General features: G+C 71.0%; 17 protein-coding genes. 7 read left to right on the top strand and 10 right to left on the bottom strand.

Going from position 1 to position 20,864, the window contains the following annotated elements:
• Positions 1-22 precede the first annotated feature (22 nt).
• The 3 genes from rfbA (at position 23) to KS423_RS01340 (ending at position 2,896) form a co-directional block, all read left to right on the top strand.
• Positions 23-898: a glucose-1-phosphate thymidylyltransferase RfbA gene (gene rfbA, locus KS423_RS01350; RefSeq protein WP_224273881.1), complete on the top strand. Its 876-nt coding sequence runs from the start codon at positions 23-25 to the stop codon at positions 896-898.
• Positions 895-1,494 carry a dTDP-4-dehydrorhamnose 3,5-epimerase family protein gene (locus KS423_RS01345; protein WP_224273879.1) on the top strand — a complete coding sequence of 200 codons (600 nt, stop codon included), beginning with the start codon at positions 895-897 and terminating at the stop codon, positions 1,492-1,494. Before rfbA ends, KS423_RS01345 begins: the two co-directional genes overlap by 4 nt.
• A gap of 118 nt (positions 1,495-1,612) precedes the next feature.
• The gene (locus tag KS423_RS01340) at positions 1,613-2,896 is read left to right on the top strand and encodes an acyltransferase (protein WP_224273877.1); all 1,284 of its coding nucleotides are present in this window, start codon (positions 1,613-1,615) and stop codon (positions 2,894-2,896) included.
• A 42-nt stretch (positions 2,897-2,938) separates the two neighbouring features.
• Here KS423_RS01340 and KS423_RS01335 read toward each other — a convergent pair whose 3' ends face one another.
• From KS423_RS01335 to KS423_RS01295, 9 genes are all read right to left on the bottom strand, one after another.
• Complete coding sequence (locus KS423_RS01335) at positions 2,939-3,391, bottom strand: GtrA family protein (protein WP_308020118.1); 453 nt, start codon at positions 3,389-3,391, stop codon at positions 2,939-2,941.
• Positions 3,392-3,418: 27 nt separating this feature from the next.
• Positions 3,419-5,839 (bottom strand): hypothetical protein, encoded by a 2,421-nt coding sequence (locus tag KS423_RS01330; RefSeq protein WP_224273875.1) that lies wholly within the window; start codon positions 5,837-5,839, stop codon positions 3,419-3,421.
• 98 nt (positions 5,840-5,937) lie between these two features.
• Complete coding sequence (locus KS423_RS01325) at positions 5,938-6,888, bottom strand: glycosyltransferase family 2 protein (RefSeq protein WP_263454352.1); 951 nt, start codon at positions 6,886-6,888, stop codon at positions 5,938-5,940.
• Between the two features lie 354 nt (positions 6,889-7,242).
• Complete coding sequence (tuf, locus tag KS423_RS01320) at positions 7,243-8,436, bottom strand: elongation factor Tu (protein ID WP_224273871.1); 1,194 nt, start codon at positions 8,434-8,436, stop codon at positions 7,243-7,245.
• 200 nt (positions 8,437-8,636) lie between these two features.
• Positions 8,637-10,742, bottom strand: a complete 2,106-nt coding sequence (gene fusA / locus KS423_RS01315; RefSeq protein WP_224273869.1) for an elongation factor G — start codon at positions 10,740-10,742, stop codon at positions 8,637-8,639.
• A 39-nt stretch (positions 10,743-10,781) separates the two neighbouring features.
• Entirely contained in the window at positions 10,782-11,252 is a 471-nt protein-coding gene (gene rpsG / locus KS423_RS01310) for a 30S ribosomal protein S7 (RefSeq protein WP_030232420.1), read from the bottom strand.
• Positions 11,253-11,254: 2 nt separating this feature from the next.
• Positions 11,255-11,626, bottom strand: a complete 372-nt coding sequence (gene rpsL / locus KS423_RS01305) for a 30S ribosomal protein S12 (RefSeq protein ID WP_014144289.1) — start codon at positions 11,624-11,626, stop codon at positions 11,255-11,257.
• 377 nt (positions 11,627-12,003) lie between these two features.
• Positions 12,004-13,614 carry a DUF2142 domain-containing protein gene (locus KS423_RS01300; protein WP_224273867.1) on the bottom strand — a complete coding sequence of 537 codons (1,611 nt, stop codon included), beginning with the start codon at positions 13,612-13,614 and terminating at the stop codon, positions 12,004-12,006.
• 183 nt (positions 13,615-13,797) lie between these two features.
• Positions 13,798-14,367, bottom strand: a complete 570-nt coding sequence (locus KS423_RS01295; RefSeq protein ID WP_224273866.1) for a DUF1707 and DUF4190 domain-containing protein — start codon at positions 14,365-14,367, stop codon at positions 13,798-13,800.
• A 261-nt stretch (positions 14,368-14,628) separates the two neighbouring features.
• Here KS423_RS01295 and KS423_RS01290 point away from each other — a divergent pair, with 261 nt between their 5' ends.
• From KS423_RS01290 to KS423_RS01275, 4 genes are all read left to right on the top strand, one after another.
• Positions 14,629-15,450, top strand: coding sequence for an ABC transporter ATP-binding protein (locus tag KS423_RS01290; RefSeq protein WP_224273859.1), 822 nt, complete (start codon positions 14,629-14,631; stop codon positions 15,448-15,450).
• A complete protein-coding gene (locus KS423_RS01285; protein ID WP_224273857.1) occupies positions 15,447-17,060 on the top strand; it encodes a transporter in 1,614 nt (537 codons plus the stop codon). Before KS423_RS01290 ends, KS423_RS01285 begins: the two co-directional genes overlap by 4 nt.
• Before the next feature lie 89 nt (positions 17,061-17,149).
• The gene (locus tag KS423_RS01280; RefSeq protein WP_224273855.1) at positions 17,150-18,421 is read left to right on the top strand and encodes a DUF2786 domain-containing protein; all 1,272 of its coding nucleotides are present in this window, start codon (positions 17,150-17,152) and stop codon (positions 18,419-18,421) included.
• Between the two features lie 59 nt (positions 18,422-18,480).
• Positions 18,481-19,593, top strand: a complete 1,113-nt coding sequence (locus KS423_RS01275) for an ADP-ribosylglycohydrolase family protein (RefSeq protein ID WP_224273853.1) — start codon at positions 18,481-18,483, stop codon at positions 19,591-19,593.
• Positions 19,594-19,644: 51 nt separating this feature from the next.
• Here the strand turns inward: KS423_RS01275 and KS423_RS01270 are convergent.
• Positions 19,645-20,864: serpin family protein (locus KS423_RS01270; protein WP_224273851.1), on the bottom strand; the 1,220-nt coding region annotated here is incomplete at its 5' end.

Genomic DNA, 20,864 nt, shown 5'->3' with positions numbered 1-20,864 from the left:
CGATCTCGAATAGGGTGCACCCATGCGTGGAATCCTCCTGGCCGGCGGCACCGGCTCGCGGCTGTGGCCCCTGACCCGTGCGGTGTCGAAGCAGCTCCTGCCGGTCTTCGACAAGCCGATGATCTACTACCCCCTCTCGACCCTCGTGATGGCCGGGATGAGCGAAATCCTGATCATCACCACCCCGAACGACCGGGACCAGTTCGAGCGCCTGCTGGGCGACGGTTCGCAGTTCGGCCTGAAGCTCCAGTACGCCGTCCAGGAGAAGCCCGAGGGCATCGCCCAGGCCTTCGTGCTCGGCGCGGACTTCATCGGCGACGAGTCGGTGGCCCTGATCCTCGGCGACAACATCTTCCACGGCAGCGGCCTGGGCACCTCGCTCACCGAGCACTCCGACATCAAGGGCGGCCGGGTCTTCGCCTACCCGGTGGCCGACCCGACCGCGTACGGCGTGGTCGAGTTCGACGAGACCGGCCAGGTCATCTCCATCGAGGAGAAGCCGGCCGAGCCCAAGTCCCGTTACGCCGTCCCCGGGCTGTACTTCTACGACAACCGGGTCGTGGAGATCGCCCGCACCCTGGAGCCGAGCGCCCGCGGCGAGCTGGAGATCACCGCCGTCAACGACGCCTACCTGCGCACCGGCGACCTGCACGTGACGACCCTCGACCGCGGCACCGCCTGGCTGGACACCGGCACCTTCGTGTCGATGGTCCAGGCCTCGGAGTTCGTCCGGGTCATCGAGGAGCGCCAGGGCTTCAAGATCGGCTGCATCGAGGAGGCCGTCTGGCGGGCCGGGCTGATCGACGACGCCCAGCTGCGCGAGCTCGCCGAGCCGCTGCTGAAGAGCGGCTACGGCCAGTACCTGCTGGACCTGCTCGACGAGGCGGCCGCCAAGTGAAGTTCCGTGAGCTCTCCATCGAGGGCGCCTTCGAGATCACCCCGCAGGTGCACGGCGACGCCCGCGGCCACTTCACCGAGTGGTACCGCTTCGACCGCCTCGCCGAGGTCGTCGGCCACCCGCTGAACCTGGCCCAGGCCAACCTGTCGCTCTCCGCCAAGGACGTCGTCCGCGGCATCCACTTCGCCGACGTCCCGCCCGGCCAGGCCAAGTACGTGGCCTGCACCCGCGGCGCGGTGCTGGACGTGATCGTGGACCTGCGCGTCGGCTCGCCCGGCTTCGGCACGTGGGAGTTCGTCCGACTGGACGACACCGAGCGCAAGGCCGTCTACATCCCCGAGGGTCTCGGCCACGGCTTCTGCGCCCTCACCGACGACGCCACGCTGACCTACCTCTGCTCGGCGACGTACAACCCGACCGGCGAGCACGGCGTGCACCCGCTGGACCCGGAGCTCGGCATCGAATGGCCGACCGACGCCCCGCAGCTCTCGGCCCGCGACGCGGTGGCGCCCTCCCTCTCGGAGGCCCTCGCCACCGGCCTGCTGCCGGACTACCAGGCCTGCAAGGCCTACGCGGACTCGCTCAAGCAGCAGTAGCCACGCGAGGCCGGCTGAGGGGACGTGCGCGCAGGCGCACACGTCCCCTCAGTCATACTTCCTGCCACTTCCCAGGCCCCTTCTCAGGCCGCTCCCAGCCGGCCGGATCGGACGGACCATGACCCACCAAGCGGGACCCTCACGCGGCATACGCGAAGGCGCCGACACCCGGCGCCCCGCGTGGCTGAGGGGAGGCAGTCTGTCCGGCCGCCAGAACAGCTTCGGCGCGATCCGGACGGCCCTCGCGGTAGCCGTCGTCTACTCCCACGCCTATCCGCTCGGGTGGGGCCGGCCCGCTCCGCTCTCCCAGTTCAGCGGCGGCCAGATCGACCTCGGCCGGCTCGCGGTGGTCGGCTTCTTCGCGCTCTCCGGGTTCATGATCACCGGCAGTGCGATGCGCAGCACGATCGGTCGGTACTCCTGGCACCGCGCCCTGCGCATCCTGCCCGGGCTCTGGGTCTCGCTCCTGGTCAGCGTCCTGGTGGTGGCGCCCGCGCTGTACTACCGGACCCACCACTCGCTCACCGGTTACTGGTCGCACCCGGCCGGGCCGCTGCACTACCTGGCGGGTGCCTGGAACGCCTCGTTCGCCAACGGGTGGGACATCTCGAACGTGGTCGCCGACGGCGTCGCGGCCGGCACCAACCACGACCCCGGGATCAACGGCTCCCTCTGGTCGCTCGACTACGAGATGCTCTGCTACATCGTGATGGGCCTGCTGGCCGCCGGCGGCGTGCTGCTGCGCGCGAGGAAGGCGGTGCCGCTGCTGACCCTGGTCCTCTGGATCCTGATCGTCGAGGACTGGCGGACGACCCCCGGCTCCGTCAACATCCCCAACAGCATGGGCCACTTCCTCCACGTGCCGGTCTTCGGCCCGATCTACGTGCAGTACCTGGTCTACCTGGGGTTCGTCTTCCTGGTCGGCGCCACGGTGCAGCTGTACAAGGACCGGATCCCGATGAACGCCGGGCTCGCGCTGCTGTCGGCCGCCGTGCTCGTCGCCAGCCTGCACTACGGCGGGCTCTTCGCGTTCGGCTACCCGGCCTTCGCCTACCTGCTCTTCTGGCTGGCGGTCCGGCTGCCCGTGCCGTTCCAGCGGATCGGCGTCAAGCGGGACCTCTCGTACGGCATCTACATCTACGGCTTCACCGTCGAACAGGTCGTCGCCGCACTCGGTTACAACGCACACGGCATGCGGGTCTACCTCCCGCTGTCGCTCGCCGGAACGGTCGTCCTCGCCGCGCTCTCCTGGTACCTGGTCGAGAAGCCCGCGCTGAAGGCGAAGGACTGGACGCCTCGACCGGTACGCGCGCTGGCCGAGCGCCGGGCCCGCCGGGTCGCGGTCCCCGGGGCGGCCGAGCCGGTCGGGGAACCCGCGAGGACCGCGGTCCCCGCACCCTGATCACGCGGCGCCCGGCCCGGCACACGGTGGCCCGGTTCGTCCTCAGTGGGTCCTGAAGACCCACACCTTGAGGAGGACGAACCGGGCCACCGTCGCGAGGCCGTTGGCCACGACCAGGCCGGCGACCTCGACCACCCGCGAAGCGTTCGGCGCGAGCAGGGCGAGCAGGGCGAGCGCGCCGCTGCTCAGGCCCAGACCGATCAGGAAGGCGACGGCGCCCTGCAGCTGGTGGCGCACCGCACCCTCCGAGCCGGTGATGCCGAAGGTGAAGCGCCGGTTGGCGGCGGTGTTGGCGACCGCGCTCACCGCCAGGGCGATCAGGTTGGCCGCCTGCTGGTCGACGACCTGGCGGGCCACCACGTACAGGCCGAGGTAGAAGAGCGTACTGAGCACGCCGATGACCAGGAACGACGGGAGCTGCCGCTTGGCGGTGCCGGCCGGGGAAGCCACCCGGCCGTCGGGTGCCGGTACCGGCGCGTTGTCGGTGGAGACCATGGTTTGCCCACTGCTTCGTTCGTCGGGTCAGGAGAGCTCGTAGACGGCCACCCGGCCGTTGTCGAACACCGGCTTGGCGAGGTTCCTGAGCTGTGGCGACTCGGCGCCCGCCATCCGCTGGACCACCAGGTAGCGGACCTTGTGGTCGTGGTGCAGCCGACGCAGGATGTCCGGCGTCGGCGCGTAGAACGCGGCCTCGTTGAGGTTGAACAGCTCGGTGTCCCAGAACGGCGCCACGGAGGCCGCCGCCCCGTTCGCGGTGGCCATCAGCCTCGGTGCGTACGCCCAGCCCTCGATGAGGACCGAGCGCTCCGAATAGCCGCTGAGCCAGTGCGAACGGTAGTTGTCGCACGCCGCACCGTACACGTAGTTGTTGAACTCCCAGCAGTGGCTGTTCGTCGCCAGGATGTCCGAGGGAGCGCTGTGCGAGCGGATCCAGCGTGCGGCGTTCACCTGGCTCGCCGGCATCACCCAGCTGCCCTCCCACGGGACCTCCTGGGACTGGAGGGCGTCGAGGGCGAGGCTCGGGGTGCCGAGCGTCAGTCCGGCGGTGAGCAGGACGATCCCGCCCCGGCGCCGCAGGCCGCGCGCCGGCCGGGAGAACAGCCACCAGAGCAGCCCCAGGAGGCCCGCCAGCACCGCGAACGCGGCCGCCACGCTCAGCGCCGGCAGCAGTGGCGTGTACGGCTCGGTACCCGTGCCGTCCCCGGTGTGCTCGGCCAGGAAGGTCGCCAGGTCCGCCGAGTACCGGTACGAGAGCCAGATGAACAGCCCGGTCAGGGCCGCCGCGCCGACGGCCAGGGCGGCCTTGCCGGCCCTGGGCAGCGCGGCGCGTTCGAAGGCCTCGCAGTACCCCCAGGCGGACAGCACCACCCCGAAGGGCATCGCGGAGATGGTGAAGTAACTGGCGTTGTAGCCGTTGACCATCAGGTAGGCCGCCGGACCGGCGACCACCGCGCCGAGCAGGAACCACTGCGCCGGTTCCAGTCGGAGCCGACGCCGCCACAGCAGCGGCACGGCGCCCAACAACTTGATCTGGTGGTTCAGGAAGAAGGCGATCAGGACTGCCACGACCACGCCGCTCTGGAGCAGCACGGGCCTGCCGTCCAGAGGTTCGGCCCAGTACTTCTCGACGTTGCCGAAGGGAATGACTTCCAGGCCGTAGCTCTCGAAGTCGAAGATCGCCGCCGTCGCGAAGAGCTGGGCGCCCGCGATGACCGCCCCCAGCCCGACGATCGTCCAGGGGATGCGCCGGGTCCTGATCAGGACCGCCAGGCCGGCGACGGCCAGGCCCGCGAGGGCCACCGGGAGGGTGCTCGCCTTGGCGGCGCTGGAGGCGGTCGCGAACATCGCCGTCAGGACGAAGACGCCCCGCCCGAAGCCCGGCGCCCGCGACCTCCCGTCCGCGTCGCCCGGGCCGCCGACCCGGCGGAGCCCGTCGGCGACCGCGCCGACCAACGCGATCAGCAGCGGCTGGCTGTAGGCCAGCGACATGCTCGACCAGGACATCAGCCGGACGGCCGGCGCACCGAAGGTCCAGCTCACCACGTTGTTCGGGTAGATCGCGGTGAACTCGCCGACCGCGAAGAGCAGCAGCGCGGCCAGCGGGCCGGCCCACGCCCGACCGGTGATCCGGTGGGCCACCACCGCCATGATCAGCACACCGAGCGCGGCGAACGCGGGAACGAGCAGCCTGGTCTCGACCACCGGCAGGTCGATGTGACCGACCATGTCGGTCATCGCCATGTGGGCGAACGTGAACCAGTGGTAGTGGAGCGGTTCCCCCGCCACCTGCGGCACGGTCAGCGGCACGTGCTGCTTGGCGTTGGCCGCCAACGACAGCATGTACGGCATGTCGCCGAACAGCCGCGAGTTCTCGTCGACCGCCAGGACCGGGAACTTCGACAGGAAGACCTGGAAGTAGTACAGGCTGGTCAGGCCCACCACCGCGGCCAGCGACCAGGACCAGGCGAGGGACGGCCGCCGGTAACCGCCGGAGCGCCAGTGCCGGCGCAGGCCGGGGACGAGCGCGAACGGGACCACCACCACGAGCGGCCAGGCGACGGCTACCGACTGGAGGCCCGAACGGACGAGGATCGCCCAGGCCCCCAGTTCCAGCACCAGCCCGGTCACCGCGCCGAAGGCCAGGTCCTCCACCAGGGTGTGCGGACGCCTGCGCAGGGCCCGGAAGACCAGGGTGCCCGGAAGCACCACGCCCCAGGCCACGTAGAAGGTGTACCGGGCGATGTCGCCGACCCTGGTGTCCGCGGCCAGCAGCAACCCCACCAGGAGCAGGTACGCCGAGACCGCGGGCAGGAACCGCCAGAAGGCGTGGGCCCTGGATCCCGCGTCCGCCGCGCCGCCGGACGGCCCGCCGGACGGCGCCGGGACTCCCGGACGTCCTCCGGTGGCCGGCGCCGATCCGGTGGCGGTGCTGTTCGTTTGCATGGTGTCCGTTCTCTCGTCCGAGCTCACAGCTCGCAGCACGGCAGCCTGGCGGAGGCCGGCGGCGGCGGTCCGCCGACCGGCGTCGGAAGGACTCCGGGTCAGCCCGCGTAGGAGGCGCTGCGGCGAGCCGTCGCGGGGTCGGGCCCCTCCGCCGAGTCGTAGCCGACGAAGTAGGCCGGCCGGGCCTGCGCCGCCGAGTAGATGCGGCCGACGTACTCGCCCAACAGACCCATGCAGACCAGCTGGACGGCGCCGAGGAACAGCATGCCCATGAACAGCGAGGACCAGCCGGGGACGGTCTTGCCGAACGCGTACTCGATCACGGTGTAGACACCGAGGGCGAAGCAGAGCACGAAGCTCAGCAGGCCGAGCCAGGTGGCGAGCCGCAGCGGGCTCGCGGAGAAGTTGGTGACGCTGTCGACGGCGAGGCGGAGCATCTTGGACAGCGGGTAGTGGGTCGAACCGGCGACCCGCTCCTCGCGCACGTAGACGACCTCGCCGCTGGGGAAGCCGAGCCACGGCACCAGCAGCCGGTAGACCGGCTGGTGCTCGGGCAGCGCCTTGAGCGCGTCCACCGCGGCACGGCTGAGCAGACGGAAGTCTCCGGCCTGGTTCGGCATCTTCTTGCCGACGAGCCTGCGCATCAGCCAGTAGTAGGCGCCCGCGGTGCGGCGCTTGAAGATCGTGTCGGTGCCGCGGTCGCCGCGCACGCCGTAGACGATGTCGAGGCCCCGCTCCCGCGCGAGCGAGAGCATCTCGGGGATCTTCTCCGGCGGGTCCTGGAGGTCGGCGTCGATGGAGACGACGTAGTCGCCGAAGGCGCGGTGGATGCCGGCGGTGAGCGCGGCCTGGTGCCCGGAGTTGCGGGCGAAGCGGACGATCCGGAACTCCGGCCAGTCCTGGTGGATCTTCTGCATCAGGACCGGGGTGGCATCCGTGCTTCCGTCGTCGATGCCGACCACTTCGTACGTGATCCCCAGCCCGTCGAGGATCGGGCGCAGGCGCTGCACGGTCAGCGGCAGTGCCTCCTGCTCGTTGTAGATCGGCATGACGACCGACAACAGCGGCGCCGGCTCCCCGGCCGACGCAACTCCCTGATCTCCTGCGTTGAGCATCCTTCTTCGCCTGTCCCCATGTGATCCGAAAGCGGTCGGAAGGCATGGACCGCCGGGTAGACCCCACCGGCCGGAATCCTTCTCCCTCCGCACCCGGAGCATCGCGGGCGGCAGCGAGGAAGAGCCAATGAGCGGCAGGATAGCAGTCCGGTCCAGCCCCACTCTCCACGGGCCTGTTACCTGATCGCCGTCGATTCGATATCCCGACACGCCGAAGGGCCCCGCGCACCGGGGTGTGCGGAGCCCTTCGGACTGAGCCTGTACGAGGCAGGCAGGTCAGAGCATCAATTACTTGATGATCTTGGTGACCTGGCCGGCGCCGACGGTGCGGCCACCCTCACGGATGGCGAACTTCAGGCCCTCCTCCATGGCGATCGGCTGGATCAGCGCGACGGTCATGGCGGTGTTGTCGCCCGGCATGACCATCTCGGTGCCCTCGGGGAGGGTCACGACGCCGGTCACGTCCGTGGTACGGAAGTAGAACTGCGGGCGGTAGTTGTTGAAGAACGGGGTGTGGCGGCCACCCTCGTCCTTCGACAGGATGTAGGACTGGGCCTCGAAGTCGGTGTGCGGGGTGACCGAACCCGGCTTGATGATGACCTGGCCGCGCTCGACGTCCTCGCGCTTGATGCCACGGAGGAGCAGACCGACGTTCTCACCGGCCTGGCCCTCGTCGAGCAGCTTGCGGAACATCTCGATGCCGGTGACCGTGGTGGTGGTCTTCTCCGGCTTGATGCCGATGATGTCGACGGTCTCGTTGACCTTCAGGATGCCACGCTCGATACGACCGGTGACGACGGTGCCACGACCGGTGATCGTGAAGACGTCCTCGATCGGCATCAGGAACGGCTGGTCCACGGCGCGGGCCGGGGTGGGGATGTTCTCGTCGACGGCCTTCATCAGGCCGAGGAGCTTCTGGCCCCACTCGGCGTCGCCCTCCAGCGCCTTCAGCGCGGAGACGCGGACGACCGGCAGGTCGTCGCCCGGGAACTCGTACTCGCTGAGGAGCTCACGGACCTCGAGCTCGACGAGCTCCAGGATCTCCTCGTCGTCCACCATGTCGGCCTTGTTCAGGGCGACGACGATGTACGGAACGCCGACCTGGCGGGCCAGGAGCACGTGCTCCTTGGTCTGCGGCATCGGGCCGTCGGTGGCGGCGACCACCAGGATGGCGCCGTCCATCTGGGCGGCACCGGTGATCATGTTCTTGATGTAGTCAGCGTGACCCGGGCAGTCGACGTGCGCGTAGTGACGGTCCTCGGTCTGGTACTCGACGTGCGCGATCGAGATGGTGATACCGCGCTGACGCTCCTCCGGGGCCTTGTCGATCTGGTCGAACGGCGTGAAGGGGTTCAGGTCCGGGTACGCGTCGTGCAGCACCTTGGTGATGGCCGCGGTCAGCGTGGTCTTGCCGTGGTCGATGTGACCGATGGTGCCGATGTTGACGTGGGGCTTCGTCCGCTCGAACTTCGCCTTCGCCACTGAGTCCTCCTGAGGACAGTTCCTGTACGCCGTGGTGACGTCAGTTGGTCTTGATCGGTTTTGGTGCGGGTTGTCCGCAGGACACCCCGTGCCGTCCCGCTGGTAGGGGGGGCCGGAGGCCCCGGGAGAATCCGACCGGATCCTCCCGGGTTGCCTCCTAATAGCCTAAAGGCTTCGCTATCGTCCCGAATATCGGGACGTCACTCGCCCTTGGCCTTGGCGATGATGTCGTCCGCCACGTTCTTCGGAACCTCGGCGTACGAGTCGAACTGCATCGAGTAGCTCGCGCGACCAGAGGTCTTGCTGCGCAGGTCACCGACGTAGCCGAACATCTCGGAGAGGGGCACCAGCGCCGTGACGACGCGGGCACCGTGACGCTCGTCCATGGACCGGATCTGGCCACGGCGAGAGTTGATGTCGCCGATCACGTCGCCCATGTAGTCCTCGGGCGTGGTGACCTCGACGGCCATCATCGGCTCGAGGAGGACCGGCTTGGCCTTCCTCGCGCCTTCCTTGAAGGCCATCGAACCGGCGATCTTGAACGCGAGCTCGGAGGAGTCGACGTCGTGCGACTGGCCGTCCAGCAGGCTCACGCGGACACCCTGGAGCGGGTAGCCGGCGAGGACACCGAACTCCATGGCCTCCTGGCAACCGGCGTCGACCGACGGGATGTACTCGCGCGGGACGCGGCCACCGGTGACCTTGTTGACGAACTCGTAGCCCTCGGCCTGCTCGAGCGGCTCGATCGCGATCTGCACCTTGGCGAACTGACCGGAACCACCGGTCTGCTTCTTGTGGGTGTAGTCGATGCGCTCGACCGCCTGGCGGATGGTCTCGCGGTACGCGACCTGCGGCTTGCCGACGTTGGCCTCGACCTTGAACTCACGGCGCATACGGTCGACGAGCACCTCGAGGTGCAGCTCGCCCATACCCGCGATGATGGTCTGGCCGGTCTCCTCGTCCGTGTTGACCTGGAAGGACGGGTCCTCCTCGGCGAGACGCTGGATGGCGACACCCAGCTTCTCCTGGTCACCCTTGGACTTGGGCTCGATGGCGACGCGGATGACCGGGGCCGGGAAGTCCATGGACTCCAGGATGACCGGGTTCTTCTCGTCGGCCAGCGTCTCACCGGTGGTGGTCTGCTTCAGGCCCATGACGGCGACGATGTCGCCGGCGCCCACCGACTCGATCTCCTCACGCTTGTTCGCGTGCATGCGGTAGATCTTGCCGATGCGCTCCTTCTTGCCCTTCACGGCGTTCAGCACCGAGGTGCCGGACTCCAGGCGGCCGGAGTAGATCCGGACGAAGGTGAGCTTGCCCAGGTGCGGGTCGGACATGATCTTGAACGCCAGCGCGGACAGCGGCTCGTCGTCCGAGGCCTTGCGGGAGATCTTGGTGTCCGGGTCGTTGGGCTTGGTGCCCTCGATGGACTCGATGTCCAGCGGCGACGGCAGGTACTTGACGACCGCGTCAAGCAGGGGCTGAACGCCCTTGTTCTTGAAGGCGGTACCGCAGAAGATCGGGGTGAAGTCCGAGTTCAGGGTGCCCTTGCGGATCGCGTCCTGCAGCAGCTCGACCGGGATCTCCTCGCCCTCGAGGGCGAGTTCCATGACCTCGTCGCTGACGTTCGAGACGGTGTCGATCAGCGCCTCGCGGTACTCCGCGGCCTGCTCCTGCAGCTCGGCCGGGATGTCGACGACGTCGTACATCTCGCCCTTGGCGGCCTCGGCGGACCAGACCAGAGCCTTCATGCGGACCAGGTCGACGACGCCCTGGAAGTCCGACTCGGCACCGATCGGGAGCTGCATGACCAGCGGGGTGGCGCCGAGGCGGTCCACGATGGTCTGCACGCAGAAGAAGAAGTTCGCGCCCGTGCGGTCCAGCTTGTTGATGAAGCAGATGCGCGGGACGCCGTAGCGGTCAGCCTGCCGCCACACGGTCTCGGACTGGGGCTCGACACCAGCGACACCGTCGAACACCGTCACGGCACCGTCGAGGACGCGCAGCGAACGCTCCACCTCGACGGTGAAGTCGACGTGACCCGGGGTGTCGATGATGTTGATGGTGTTGTCGACGCCGTCGACCGTCCAGTGACAGGTCGTCGCGGCCGACGTGATCGTGATGCCGCGCTCCTGCTCCTGCTCCATCCAGTCCATGGTGGCAGCGCCATCGTGGACCTCACCGATCTTGTACGAGACACCGGTGTAGAACAGGATCCGCTCGGTGGTGGTGGTCTTGCCCGCGTCGATGTGCGCCATGATCCCGATGTTGCGGACCCTGGCGAGGTCAAGGGAGGTTGCAGCCATGGTGGCTCGTTCTCTCTCTGTCTAGTGACGGGGTACGGACTACCAGCGGTAGTGCGCGAAGGCCTTGTTGGACTCGGCCATCTTGTGGGTGTCCTCGCGACGCTTCACGGAAGCGCCCAGGCCGTTGCTGGCGTCGAGGATCTCGTTCATCAGGCGCTCGGTCATGGTCTTCTCGCGACGGGCGCGGGAGTAACCGACCATCCAGCGCAGCGCCAGGGTGCTGGCGCGGCCCGGACGGACCTCGACCGGAACCTGGTAGGTCGCGCCACCGACACGGCGGGACTTGACCTCGAGGGCCGGCTTGACGTTCTCCAGCGCGCGCTTCAGCGTGACGACCGGGTCCGAGCCGGTCTTGTCGCGGACGCCCTCGAGGGCGCCGTAGACGATCCGCTCGGCGGTGGAGCGCTTGCCGTGCAGCAGGATCTTGTTGACCAGCTGGGTGACGACCGGGGAGCCGTAAACCGGGTCGATGATGACCGGGCGCTTCGGGGCGGGGCCCTTACGAGGCATTCTTACTTCTCCTTCTTGGCGCCGTAGCGGCTGCGGGCCTGCTTGCGGTTCTTGACACCCTGGGTGTCAAGCGAACCGCGGATGATCTTGTAGCGGACACCAGGAAGGTCCTTCACACGACCACCGCGCACCAGCACGATGGAGTGCTCCTGCAGGTTGTGGCCCTCGCCCGGGATGTAAGCGGTGACCTCGATCCCGCTGGTGAGGCGCACACGGGCGACCTTGCGGAGAGCCGAGTTCGGCTTCTTCGGGGTGGTCGTGTACACACGCGTGCAGACCCCACGGCGCTGCGGGGAGCCCTTCAGCGCGGGAGTCTTGTTCTTCTCGACCTTGTCCTGCCGGCCCTTTCGGACCAGCTGCTGGATCGTAGGCACCGTTTCTCCGTTTTCTGTGTGCCAAGGCTTGGTGGAACTAACCTGCGATGTCTCCCTCGCACACGGCCCCGTGGTCGACCCACGCGGTCGGGTGTGTTGGGCTTGTTACGACACGGAATCCCATGAGCTGATGTACAGCGACGGCGCTCTACGCGCGGCGCGCTGGGAAGCGCTCCGGCTCGGCGCGGCGACCGGTGTGCATGCACGCACAAGGACCCGGGGACACCCCAGGCACAAGGTCAGAGCGTACCTAGCGCATCGGGCGCGGTCAAAACAAATGCAACGCCGCAGGTCGCGGGGCTTGGACTCGAAACGGGACGGGAACCGACGCGGGCGGCGCCCATACCATGGCCGAGAACCCCCCGCACGGCGAAACCTTACGCCTGTGCGTGGACGGCGGCGAGCCGGGTGTCCCCCCCGTCGGCATCGCCCCCGGACGGCTCGGACGAGGACGACGCGTCCTGCTGCCGGTCCGCCCCCTGCCTGTCCGGCACGGCGACGAGCAGCCCCAGCGCCACCACGGCCACCGCGTACAGCGCCACGCAGGGCTGCCAGCCCACCGGCGGCGCCCAGTGGGCCGGGCTGATGAAGAACGACCCACCGTTGCCGACCGTGATGCGGCGCAGCGCCCAGACGAACCCCGCGAAGTCGGCCACGGCGAGCGCGCCGGAACAGAGCATCAGCAGCCGGCGCCAGGCGAAACCGCCCGGCAGCCGCTCGTGGCAGATCACGGCGCACACGATCGGCAGCCCGACGGCGAACGGCAGCAGGTAGCGGCCCTGCCAGATCATGCCGAGCTCCCGCGCCTGCATGGCCTGGGCCACCAGCGGTATGACCACGATCCCGGCAAGGACCCCCAGGACGGCCAGTGCGTCCCGAAGCCGCGCGTAGCAGAGCGCGAGCAGCACCAGGGCGACCACCACGGCGCACCACAGCAGCAGCGTCGCGGCCGGCGGCTCGGCGTCCAGCCAGCCGAAGTAACCGATCATCTGCTTGATGTACGTCAGACCGTTGTCGAAGGTCTTACGAGCCGCGGCCAGCGGGGTGAGACCCCTCGGGGTGTTGATGACCGAGTGGTCCGGGTGGGTCGAGGACCAGAGGAGGGCCAGGACGGTCGTGACCAGGGTCAGACCGCCCCAGACCCAGGTCGCCCGGTGCCGCAGGACCGCGCGCAGCGCGTCCTTGCTTCCGAGCAGCAGGGCGAAGAAGACCGCCCCGGGCAGCCAGATCAGGCCCAACGGCCGGATGCTGATCAGCACCACCGCACCGATGCCGAGCCGGGCGAGGCGGCGGTTCAGGAGTTCGGGGTCCGGGCTCCTCAGCAGCGCCAGGGCAGCGCTCCAGACCAGGATGCTCGCGGCGATCTCCGGGCCGTTCGGGTTGACCACACCGAACATGAACAGTGACATCGGGGTGGTGGCCGCCACCACCCCGAGCATGGTGAAGGAACGCCGACGCCACTCCGCCGCCGAGACCACCGCACTCGCCACCAGGGCGGAGCAGATCGCGGCCGACATCAGGCGCATCAGGTAGAAGGCCGTCTTGCCCGGGAGCAGCAGGCTGGGCCAGCCGACGGCGAAGTAGTACGCCGGGTGGTAGCGGCCCGCCGACGTGGTCACCTCGGCCGTCCCGGAGCTGTGCTTGAGCGCGGGTGCGCAGTCGGCCGACTGCCAGGGCTTGAAGGCGTAGCAGAGATGGGTCTCCGCCAGGTCCTCGTAGATCCGCGGGAGCACGACCCCGCTCTCGGCCCAGTGGCCTTTGATCCCGCCGACCTCGTGCGGGACCATGACCTCGGTGCCGTTGACCTGGCCCCGCGCGACCGCGGCCGCCCGGATGAGGTGCGCGGGTTCGTCCGGCGCGCCGCCGATCGGAGTCGCCAGCGACCAGGACGCACTCAGCGCGAACAGGATCGCGAACGCGACCGCCCACAACCGCCGGGGCGAAGACGCGAGCCGCTCGGCGATGCTCTTGACGGCAGTGATCATCATCTGGAAATGGGCCTTCGGGGTCGGTCCGAACTCGGCGTGCGGCACCCATGGCCGGGGCGTGGTGGGTGCTCGCGTCGACGAGATGCAACAGGCAGCGTCAGCCATGGACGAGAAGACCGTACCGAACGGAGCCCCGAGGGACTAATGGCGCCCTCCCGATGACGGTCCGTGAGTCGGGCGGGTTCAGCGCGCTCCGCCGACGGCGGCGACGGTACCCAGCAGGATCATCAAGGTCCAGAGCGCAGTGCCCGCATAGCCGACGACCAGACCGGCGACGGCCGCCCAGTCACCGTTCATGTCGCGGCGGCGGATCTGTGACCGGGCGATGTGGCCGGTGATCACGGCGGGCAGGGAGAAGCCGAAGACGCCGAGCGCCAGCGACGTGACCGCGAGCACATTGGTGGGGCGGGGCGCAGGCGGAGGAGGCGGGAGGAAGGTCGCGGGGACGGACGGCACGGCGACCGGCGGCACCGCCATCGGCCCGGAGGGCAGGTCGGCCACCAGCGCGGCCAGCTGGCCGTAGGTCTGCGAAGCGGCCACCGCCTCGTGGCGCTGCTCGTACTCCTGGACGGAGAGCCGTCCCTCGGCGAACGCGGCCTTGAGCACGTCGATCGTCCGGTCCCGGTCCGCGTGGCCCGCCCGCATCGCGGCCTGCGACGCCCCCGCGGGCGCGGGCACGGGCTGCCATTGCCCCGCCGGCCGCTTGCCGGGCGGATTGCCGGAACCGGGCTCGCCCCATGGTTGTACGGACATCCGCCACCTCCCGGTAGCGCGGCATCCCCGCGCACGTCACTGCTTCCTCATGGTGCAGGACGAACAGCCGAGCTGAGTAGTTGCCAAATCGGGCCAGTAGCCGCCGGGATGCGGATTCCGGCCCGGCGTGCCTCACCCGTTCGGCGGGCACACTCAGGGGATGCTCAACTCGGGCGACAGCCTGTTCGAGCAGTGACAGGCTGGGCCCCGAGAAACCCTCCACCACGACTTTTCACCACGACGAGAGCAGAGAAGGCCGCCATGCAGGCGTCAGCGCCGCCGTCCTCCGACCTCCCCGGGCCGGGAACCCCGTCCGCCGTCAGCATCCAGGGGCTCTGGAAGCACTTCGGCGCCCAAGCCGCCGTGGCCGGGCTGAGCCTGGAGCTGCCGGCCGGGTCGTTCATCGGCCTGGTCGGGCCGAACGGCGCCGGCAAGACGACCACGCTGTCGATGGTCACCGGGCTGCTCCGGCCCGACCAGGGCACCGTCCTGGTGCACGGCACCGACGTGTGGGCGGATCCGGTCACGGTCAAGGCCCGGATCGGCATCCTGCCCGAGGGCCTGCGGATGTTCGAGCGGCTCAGCGGGCGCGAGCTGCTCCAGTACACCGGGCGGCTGCGCGGCCTGCCCGGCGCCGAGGTGGACCGGCGGGCCGAGGAGCTGCTGGCCGTCCTGGACCTCGGCCGGGACGCCGACAAGCTGGTCGCCGACTACTCCACCGGCATGCGCAAGAAGATCGGTCTGGCCGCCGCGCTGCTGCACAATCCCGACGTGCTGTTCCTGGACGAGCCCTTCGAGGGCGTCGACCCGGTCTCCGCCCAGACCATCCGCGGCGTGCTCAAGCGGTACGCGGCGGCCGGTTCCACGGTGGTCTTCTCCAGTCACGTGATGGAGCTGGTCGAGCAGCTCTGCGACTGGGTAGCGGTGGTCAACGCCGGCCGGGTGATAGCCCAGGGTCCGCTGGACTCCGTACGGGGCGGGCGCAGCCTGCACGAGGCCTTCCTGGGCCTGATCGGCGTGCGCGAGGACGACGGGCAGGCGCTCGGCTGGCTCGGCGGCGGACAGACCGGGGGCGCACGGTGAGTACGGCCTCGGTGCCCGACGGGCGGACGGTCGTCCGCGCCCTGGTGGCGCTCAAGCTGCGGCTGCTGCGCAACGGGCTGCGGCGCAGCCCCGGCCGGACCGCCGTCTACGTGATCGGCGGCATGGTGGGCCTGGCCTTCGCGGCCGGCATCGCCGTCGGCATGACCGCGCTGAACGGGCGGCACGAAGGGTCCGGGGACGCCGGGGTGATGCTGCTCGGCGTGCTGACCCTGGGCTGGGCCGCGCTGCCGCTGTTCCTCTTCTCCAGTGACGAGAGCGCCGACCCGACCCGGCTGACCATGCTGCCGCTGCGGCCCGGCCCGCTGCTGCGCGGCTCGCTGCTGGCCGCGCTGATCGGGCCGGGGCCGCTGATCAGCCTGGTGCTGGTGACCGGCGCGGTGCTGGCCGTCGCGGCCGGCGGCGCCTCGGCCGCGGTCGCGGTGCTCGGCGTGCCGCTCGCGGTGCTCTGTCTGGTCACGCTCTCCCGGGCGGTCGCGGCGGGCAACGCCCGGATGCTCTCCAGCCGGCGCGGCAAGGACTTCGCGATCTTCGGCGGGCTGGCCTTCGCACTGCTGGTGCAGGTCGCCAACGTCGGCTCGCAGAGCATCCTCGGCCGCCGGGGCGGGCCGATCGACCTCAGCCCGCTGAAGCCGATCGCCTCGGTGCTGCGCTGGATCCCGCCGATCAGCGCGGCGGACGCGCCGCGCACCGTCGGCGAGGGCCGGTACGGGGCGGCGCTGCTCCAGCTCGCCGCGGCCGCCGTGCTGCTGGCGCTGCTGCTGCGCTGGTGGCGGCGGAGCCTGCAGGAGCTGATGGTCACCGCCGACTCCTCCACCCTGGAGGTGGCCCGCGGGGTGCAGAAGGCGCGCGGCTGGGGCTTCCTGCCCCAGGGCCGGACCGGCGCGGTGATGCAGCGCCACCTGCGGTACGCCTGGCGCGAACCGCGGGCCAAGGCGGCGCTGTTCACCAGCATCGGGATGACGCTGGTGATCTGCGTGCTGTCGATGGTCCAGGGCTGGGCGAGCGTCTACCTGCTGGCGATGACCGGGGTGTTCCTCGGGCTGCAGATGCTCAACCTGTTCGGCATGGACGGCTCGGCGTTCTGGATGGTCGCCGCCACCCTGCGCACCCCGGCCGACGCCCGGTCCGAGCTGCGCGGCCGGGCGTACGCGGTGCTGTCGTACGCCGTCCCGGTGACGATGGTGCTCGGACTGGTGCTGGCGGCCGTCACCGGCCGGTGGAGCGAGCTGCCGTCCGCGCTCGGCCTGGCGCTGACGATGCTCGGCTGCGGGATCGCGCTGGGCTCGATGTTCAGCGTGCTGGCGCCGTACACCATGCCGGCCGACAGCAACCCGATGCGCAACGCCGCCCCCGGGCAGGGCGGGCTGATCCTGCTCAACCAGTTCGGCTCGATGCTCGGCGTCGCGGTGCTGGCGCTGCCGGTCGGCGGCTACCTCGCCTGGGCGCTGATCTCGGACGGGCCGAGCTGGCCGGTGCTGCTGATCGGCCCGCTGTACGGCGCCCTGGTCGCGACGCTGGGCGTGCGGCTGGCGGCGGGCCGGCTGCTGGAGCGCACGCCGGAGATCCTGGCCAAGGCCATCGAGCGCTGAGCCGAGTCGCCGCCGAGCCGAACGGTTCCCGCCGCGGCTCCGGCATCATGGGCAGGAGGCCGGACCGTCGAGGAGAGCAGGGACACACCGTGGGCAAGCGCGCGCAGCAGACCGGGACCGCCGGGCCGCTGCTGGAGCAGGCGGTGCGGTCGGTGCTGACGGCCCCGGAGGACGCACTGGACCTCGCCCTGGACACCGGGGCCTCGCTGCTGGCCGCCTCGGCCGGGCAGTGGCCGGAGGTCAGCCGGGCGCTGCTCGGCCACGCGGACACCGCCGTCGGCCGCTGCTGGTCCGCCGGATGGCGGCCCGCCGACCTGGCCCGGGTGGTGCGGCGCGAGCTGAAGCCCGCCCACCTGGCCCTCGCGGTGGACCTGATCGCCGCCGAGGGCCGCCGCCACCCCGCGGCCGCCCTGGACCGGCGCTGGCGGGAGCAGCTGCGCGAGCTGGAGACCGAGGTGTGGTGGCCCGGCGACGAGGAGTACCTCGGCGCCTTCGCCCACCGGCACCGGCTGGACCGCTTCGCGCTCGCCACCGCCGTCCTGGAGCTGCTGCGCACCTGGGGCCGGCTGCCGCCGATCGCCCCGGTGGGGCCCGCCCCCGGGCAGACCGTGCGGCCGCAGCGCTCGGCGCCGGTGACCGGCGAGCCGCGGATGCTCGCGCGGATCCGGGCGCTGCTGGCCAAGGCCGAGTCCACCGAGTTCCCGGAGGAGGCCGAGGCGCTGACCGCCAAGGCCCAGCAGCTGATGGCCCAGCACAGCATCGACGAGGCGCTGCTGGCCGCGGCCGGCGCCGACCGCGACACCCCGGCGGCGCTGCGGATCGGGGTGGACAACCCGTACGAGGGCCCCAAGACGATGCTGCTGGACGCGGTCGCGGCGGCCAACCGGTGCCGGGTGGTGTGGGCGAAGGAGTTCGGCTTCTGCACCGTGGTCGGCTTCGACGGCGACCTGGACGGCGTCGACCTGCTGTACACCTCGCTGCTGGTGCAGGCCACCCACGCGCTCAACAAGGCGGGCTCCCGCAAGGACTCGCGCAGCAAGGCGTTCCGGCAGTCCTTCCTGGTCGCGTACGCGGCGCGGATCCGCGAGCGGCTGACCGCCGCGACCGAGCGCGCCACCAGCGCCGCCGCGGCCGGGCGGCACCTGCGCGAGGACGGCACCGAGGAGCAGCTGCTGCCCGACGAGCGGCTGCTGCCCGCGCTCGCCGCCCGCTCCGAGGCGGTGGACGAGGAGGTCGGCCGGCTGTTCCCGAAGCTGGTCTCGCAGCGGGTGCGGGTCAGCGACGGCGTGGGCTGGGCGGCCGGACGCGCCGCCGCCGACCGGGCCGCGCTGCACGGGCGCGCCGGGGCGATCCGCCGGTAGGGCGGGTCCCGGAGCGACCTGATAGAACGTAGTCCGCCACGAACGAAGGGGGATTCGACGTGACGGAACCGGCGGCGGAGTCGGGGTACCGGGACCGGGTGCGCGGAGCGCTGCTCGGCGGAGCGATCGGCGATGCGCTGGGCTGGCCGGTGGAGTTCCAGCAGCTCCACCAGATCCAGGACCGGTACGGACCGCAGGGCGTGACCGGGCTGCCGGCCGGGCCCGGGCCGGTCGAGGTCACCGACGACACCCAGATGACGCTGTTCACCGCCGAGGGCCTGATCCGCGGCTTCGTCCGCGGCTGGACGGGCGGCGGCGGCTCGGTGCCGGAGGCCGTGCACGGCGCCTACCGGCGCTGGCTGCTGACCCAGTACCAGTCCTCGCCGGACGCCGAGCCGCAGCCCCGCCCCTACGACGGCTGGCTGCTGAGCCGGCCCTTCCTGTACGCGCGGCGGGCGCCGGGCAACGCATGCCTGAGCGGGGTGTCCGAGCACCCGGTGTTCGAGGCGCCGTCCGCGATCGGGCTGAACGGGCCGATCAACCCTGGCTCCAAGGGCTGCGGCACGGTGATGCGCTCGGCGCCGTTCGGGCTGGCCCGGCTGGGTGTCGAGCAGTCCTTCGGGCTGGCGGTCCAGTGCGCCCAGCTCACCCACGGCCACCCGACCGGCTACCTCGCGGCGGGCGCCTTCGCGGCACTGGTCGAGCGGCTCGCGGGCGGCACCGAGCCGTGGGCGGCGGTCGGCGAGACGGTGGAGCAGATCCGCGAGCTGCCGAGTTCCAAGGAGACCGTCCAGGCGCTGGCCCGGGCGGTGCGGCTCGCCCAGGAGGCCGAGCCGGCGGCGGAGACGGTGGAGCGGGTCGGGCTCGGCTGGATCGCCGAGGAGTGCCTGGCCATCGCGGTGTACTCACTGCTGGCGGCCACTCTGGACCCCGACCCGGTGCGCACCGCGCTGCTGCTGTCGGTGAACCACTCCGGGGACAGCGACTCGACGGGCGCGGTCTGCGGCAACCTGGTCGGGGCCGCGTACGGCGCCGCCGCGCTGCCCGCCGAGTGGGCCGGAGCGGTCGAGGGCCGGACGGAGCTGCGGCAGGTCGCGGACGACCTGCTGGTGCTGTTCGGCAGCCGCGACCCGCTGCATCCGGGACTCGGCGGGCGCTACCCGGCCTGGTGAGCCGCCCGGCCGGCGAGCCGCCCCTTGCGGTGGGCGGCCCGGGCCACGCGCCTACCGGGCCTGCGGATCGGTGACCTGGCCGAGGAACAGCGGCGCTCCGCCCCGGGCGTCCCGGATCAGGAACAGGAACGGCCGGTCGAGGTGCACCTGGACCGGCCGGTCGGCGTTCGGCGCCGCCGCCGCTTCCAGCCCGGCACCACTGCCGGCCGCCGCGACCGTACCGTCCTCGCCGACCTCGATGGTGGCCTTCTGCACCACCGTGCCGACGACCAGCGGTTCCTTGGCGATGCCGCCGAAGTCGGCCTGGTCGAAGGCCGCCTGCACGCCGAGCGCGCGCAGCGCGGGGGTGAGCTCCTTCGAGGTGCCGAAGTGGAAGCGCGGCAGCTGGAGGTCGACCGGCCGCTCGGCGAGGGCGCCGAGGATCCGGTCGAGCTGGGGCTGGTCCAGGCCCTTGGCGAAGGCGGCGAAGCCGCCCTGCGCGGGGACGATCAGGTCCATCACCAACCCGCCGTCCGCGTACGGCAGTTCGACGGCCTGCCAGGGCTCGCCGACGATCCCGCCGGAGCCGTCGGCGTACTTGAAGTCCCCGGTCTGCGCCATCGTGGGGACGGCCGGTGCGGAGCCGTCGAGCTTGTGGAACGGGCGGTCGGCGGTGTGCGAGGGCTTGAAGGCGGAGGCCCACGCGGCTTTGAGGTAGAGCGCGTCGGTGAGCACCAGCCGGGTGTTCGGGGTGATCGCGTCCCGGCCGAACAGGTCCTTGATCCGGCCGTCGGTGGCCTTCTCCACGGCCGCGTTGACGGTCCTGCGGGCCCCGTCCGGGTCCTTGGCGAAGTCGGCTTGGTGCACGCCGGTGTCGAAGGCGGCGGCGAGGGTGGCCAGGTAGTCCGGTGCGACGGCCAGGCCCTGCTGCGTCCAGACGTCATCGCTGCGGCGCAGGGTGAGCTTGTCGGTGGCCGGGACCGGCCGGTTCAGCGCGCCGGTGGCGAACGCGTACTGCTGGGGGCCGAGCCCGGTGTGCAGGGCCTTGGCCAGTTCGTCGGCGGTGGTGCCGCGGGCGCCGGGCAGCAGCATGGCGAGCAGGGTGGCCAGACCCGACGGGGAGACCACGAGGTTGCTCCCGGCGGCGTCCGGCTGGGTGGTCAGGGCGTGCAGGAGGTCCAGGCCGAAGGCGTCGGTGGCGGTCGCGGTGGCGGCCACCTGGGCCGGGTCGACGGCCGGCCGGCTCGCGGGCCCGGACGCCCGGAGCTCCACGGGCGCGGCGGCTCCGGTGC

Origin of the sequence: Streptomyces sp. LS1784 (assembly GCF_020103755.1) — a bacterium.
In the GTDB taxonomy this organism is placed as follows: domain Bacteria; phylum Actinomycetota; class Actinomycetes; order Streptomycetales; family Streptomycetaceae; genus Kitasatospora.
Note: the sequence above shows the minus strand (reverse complement) of the source record. Positions and strands in the feature narration are given on the sequence as shown.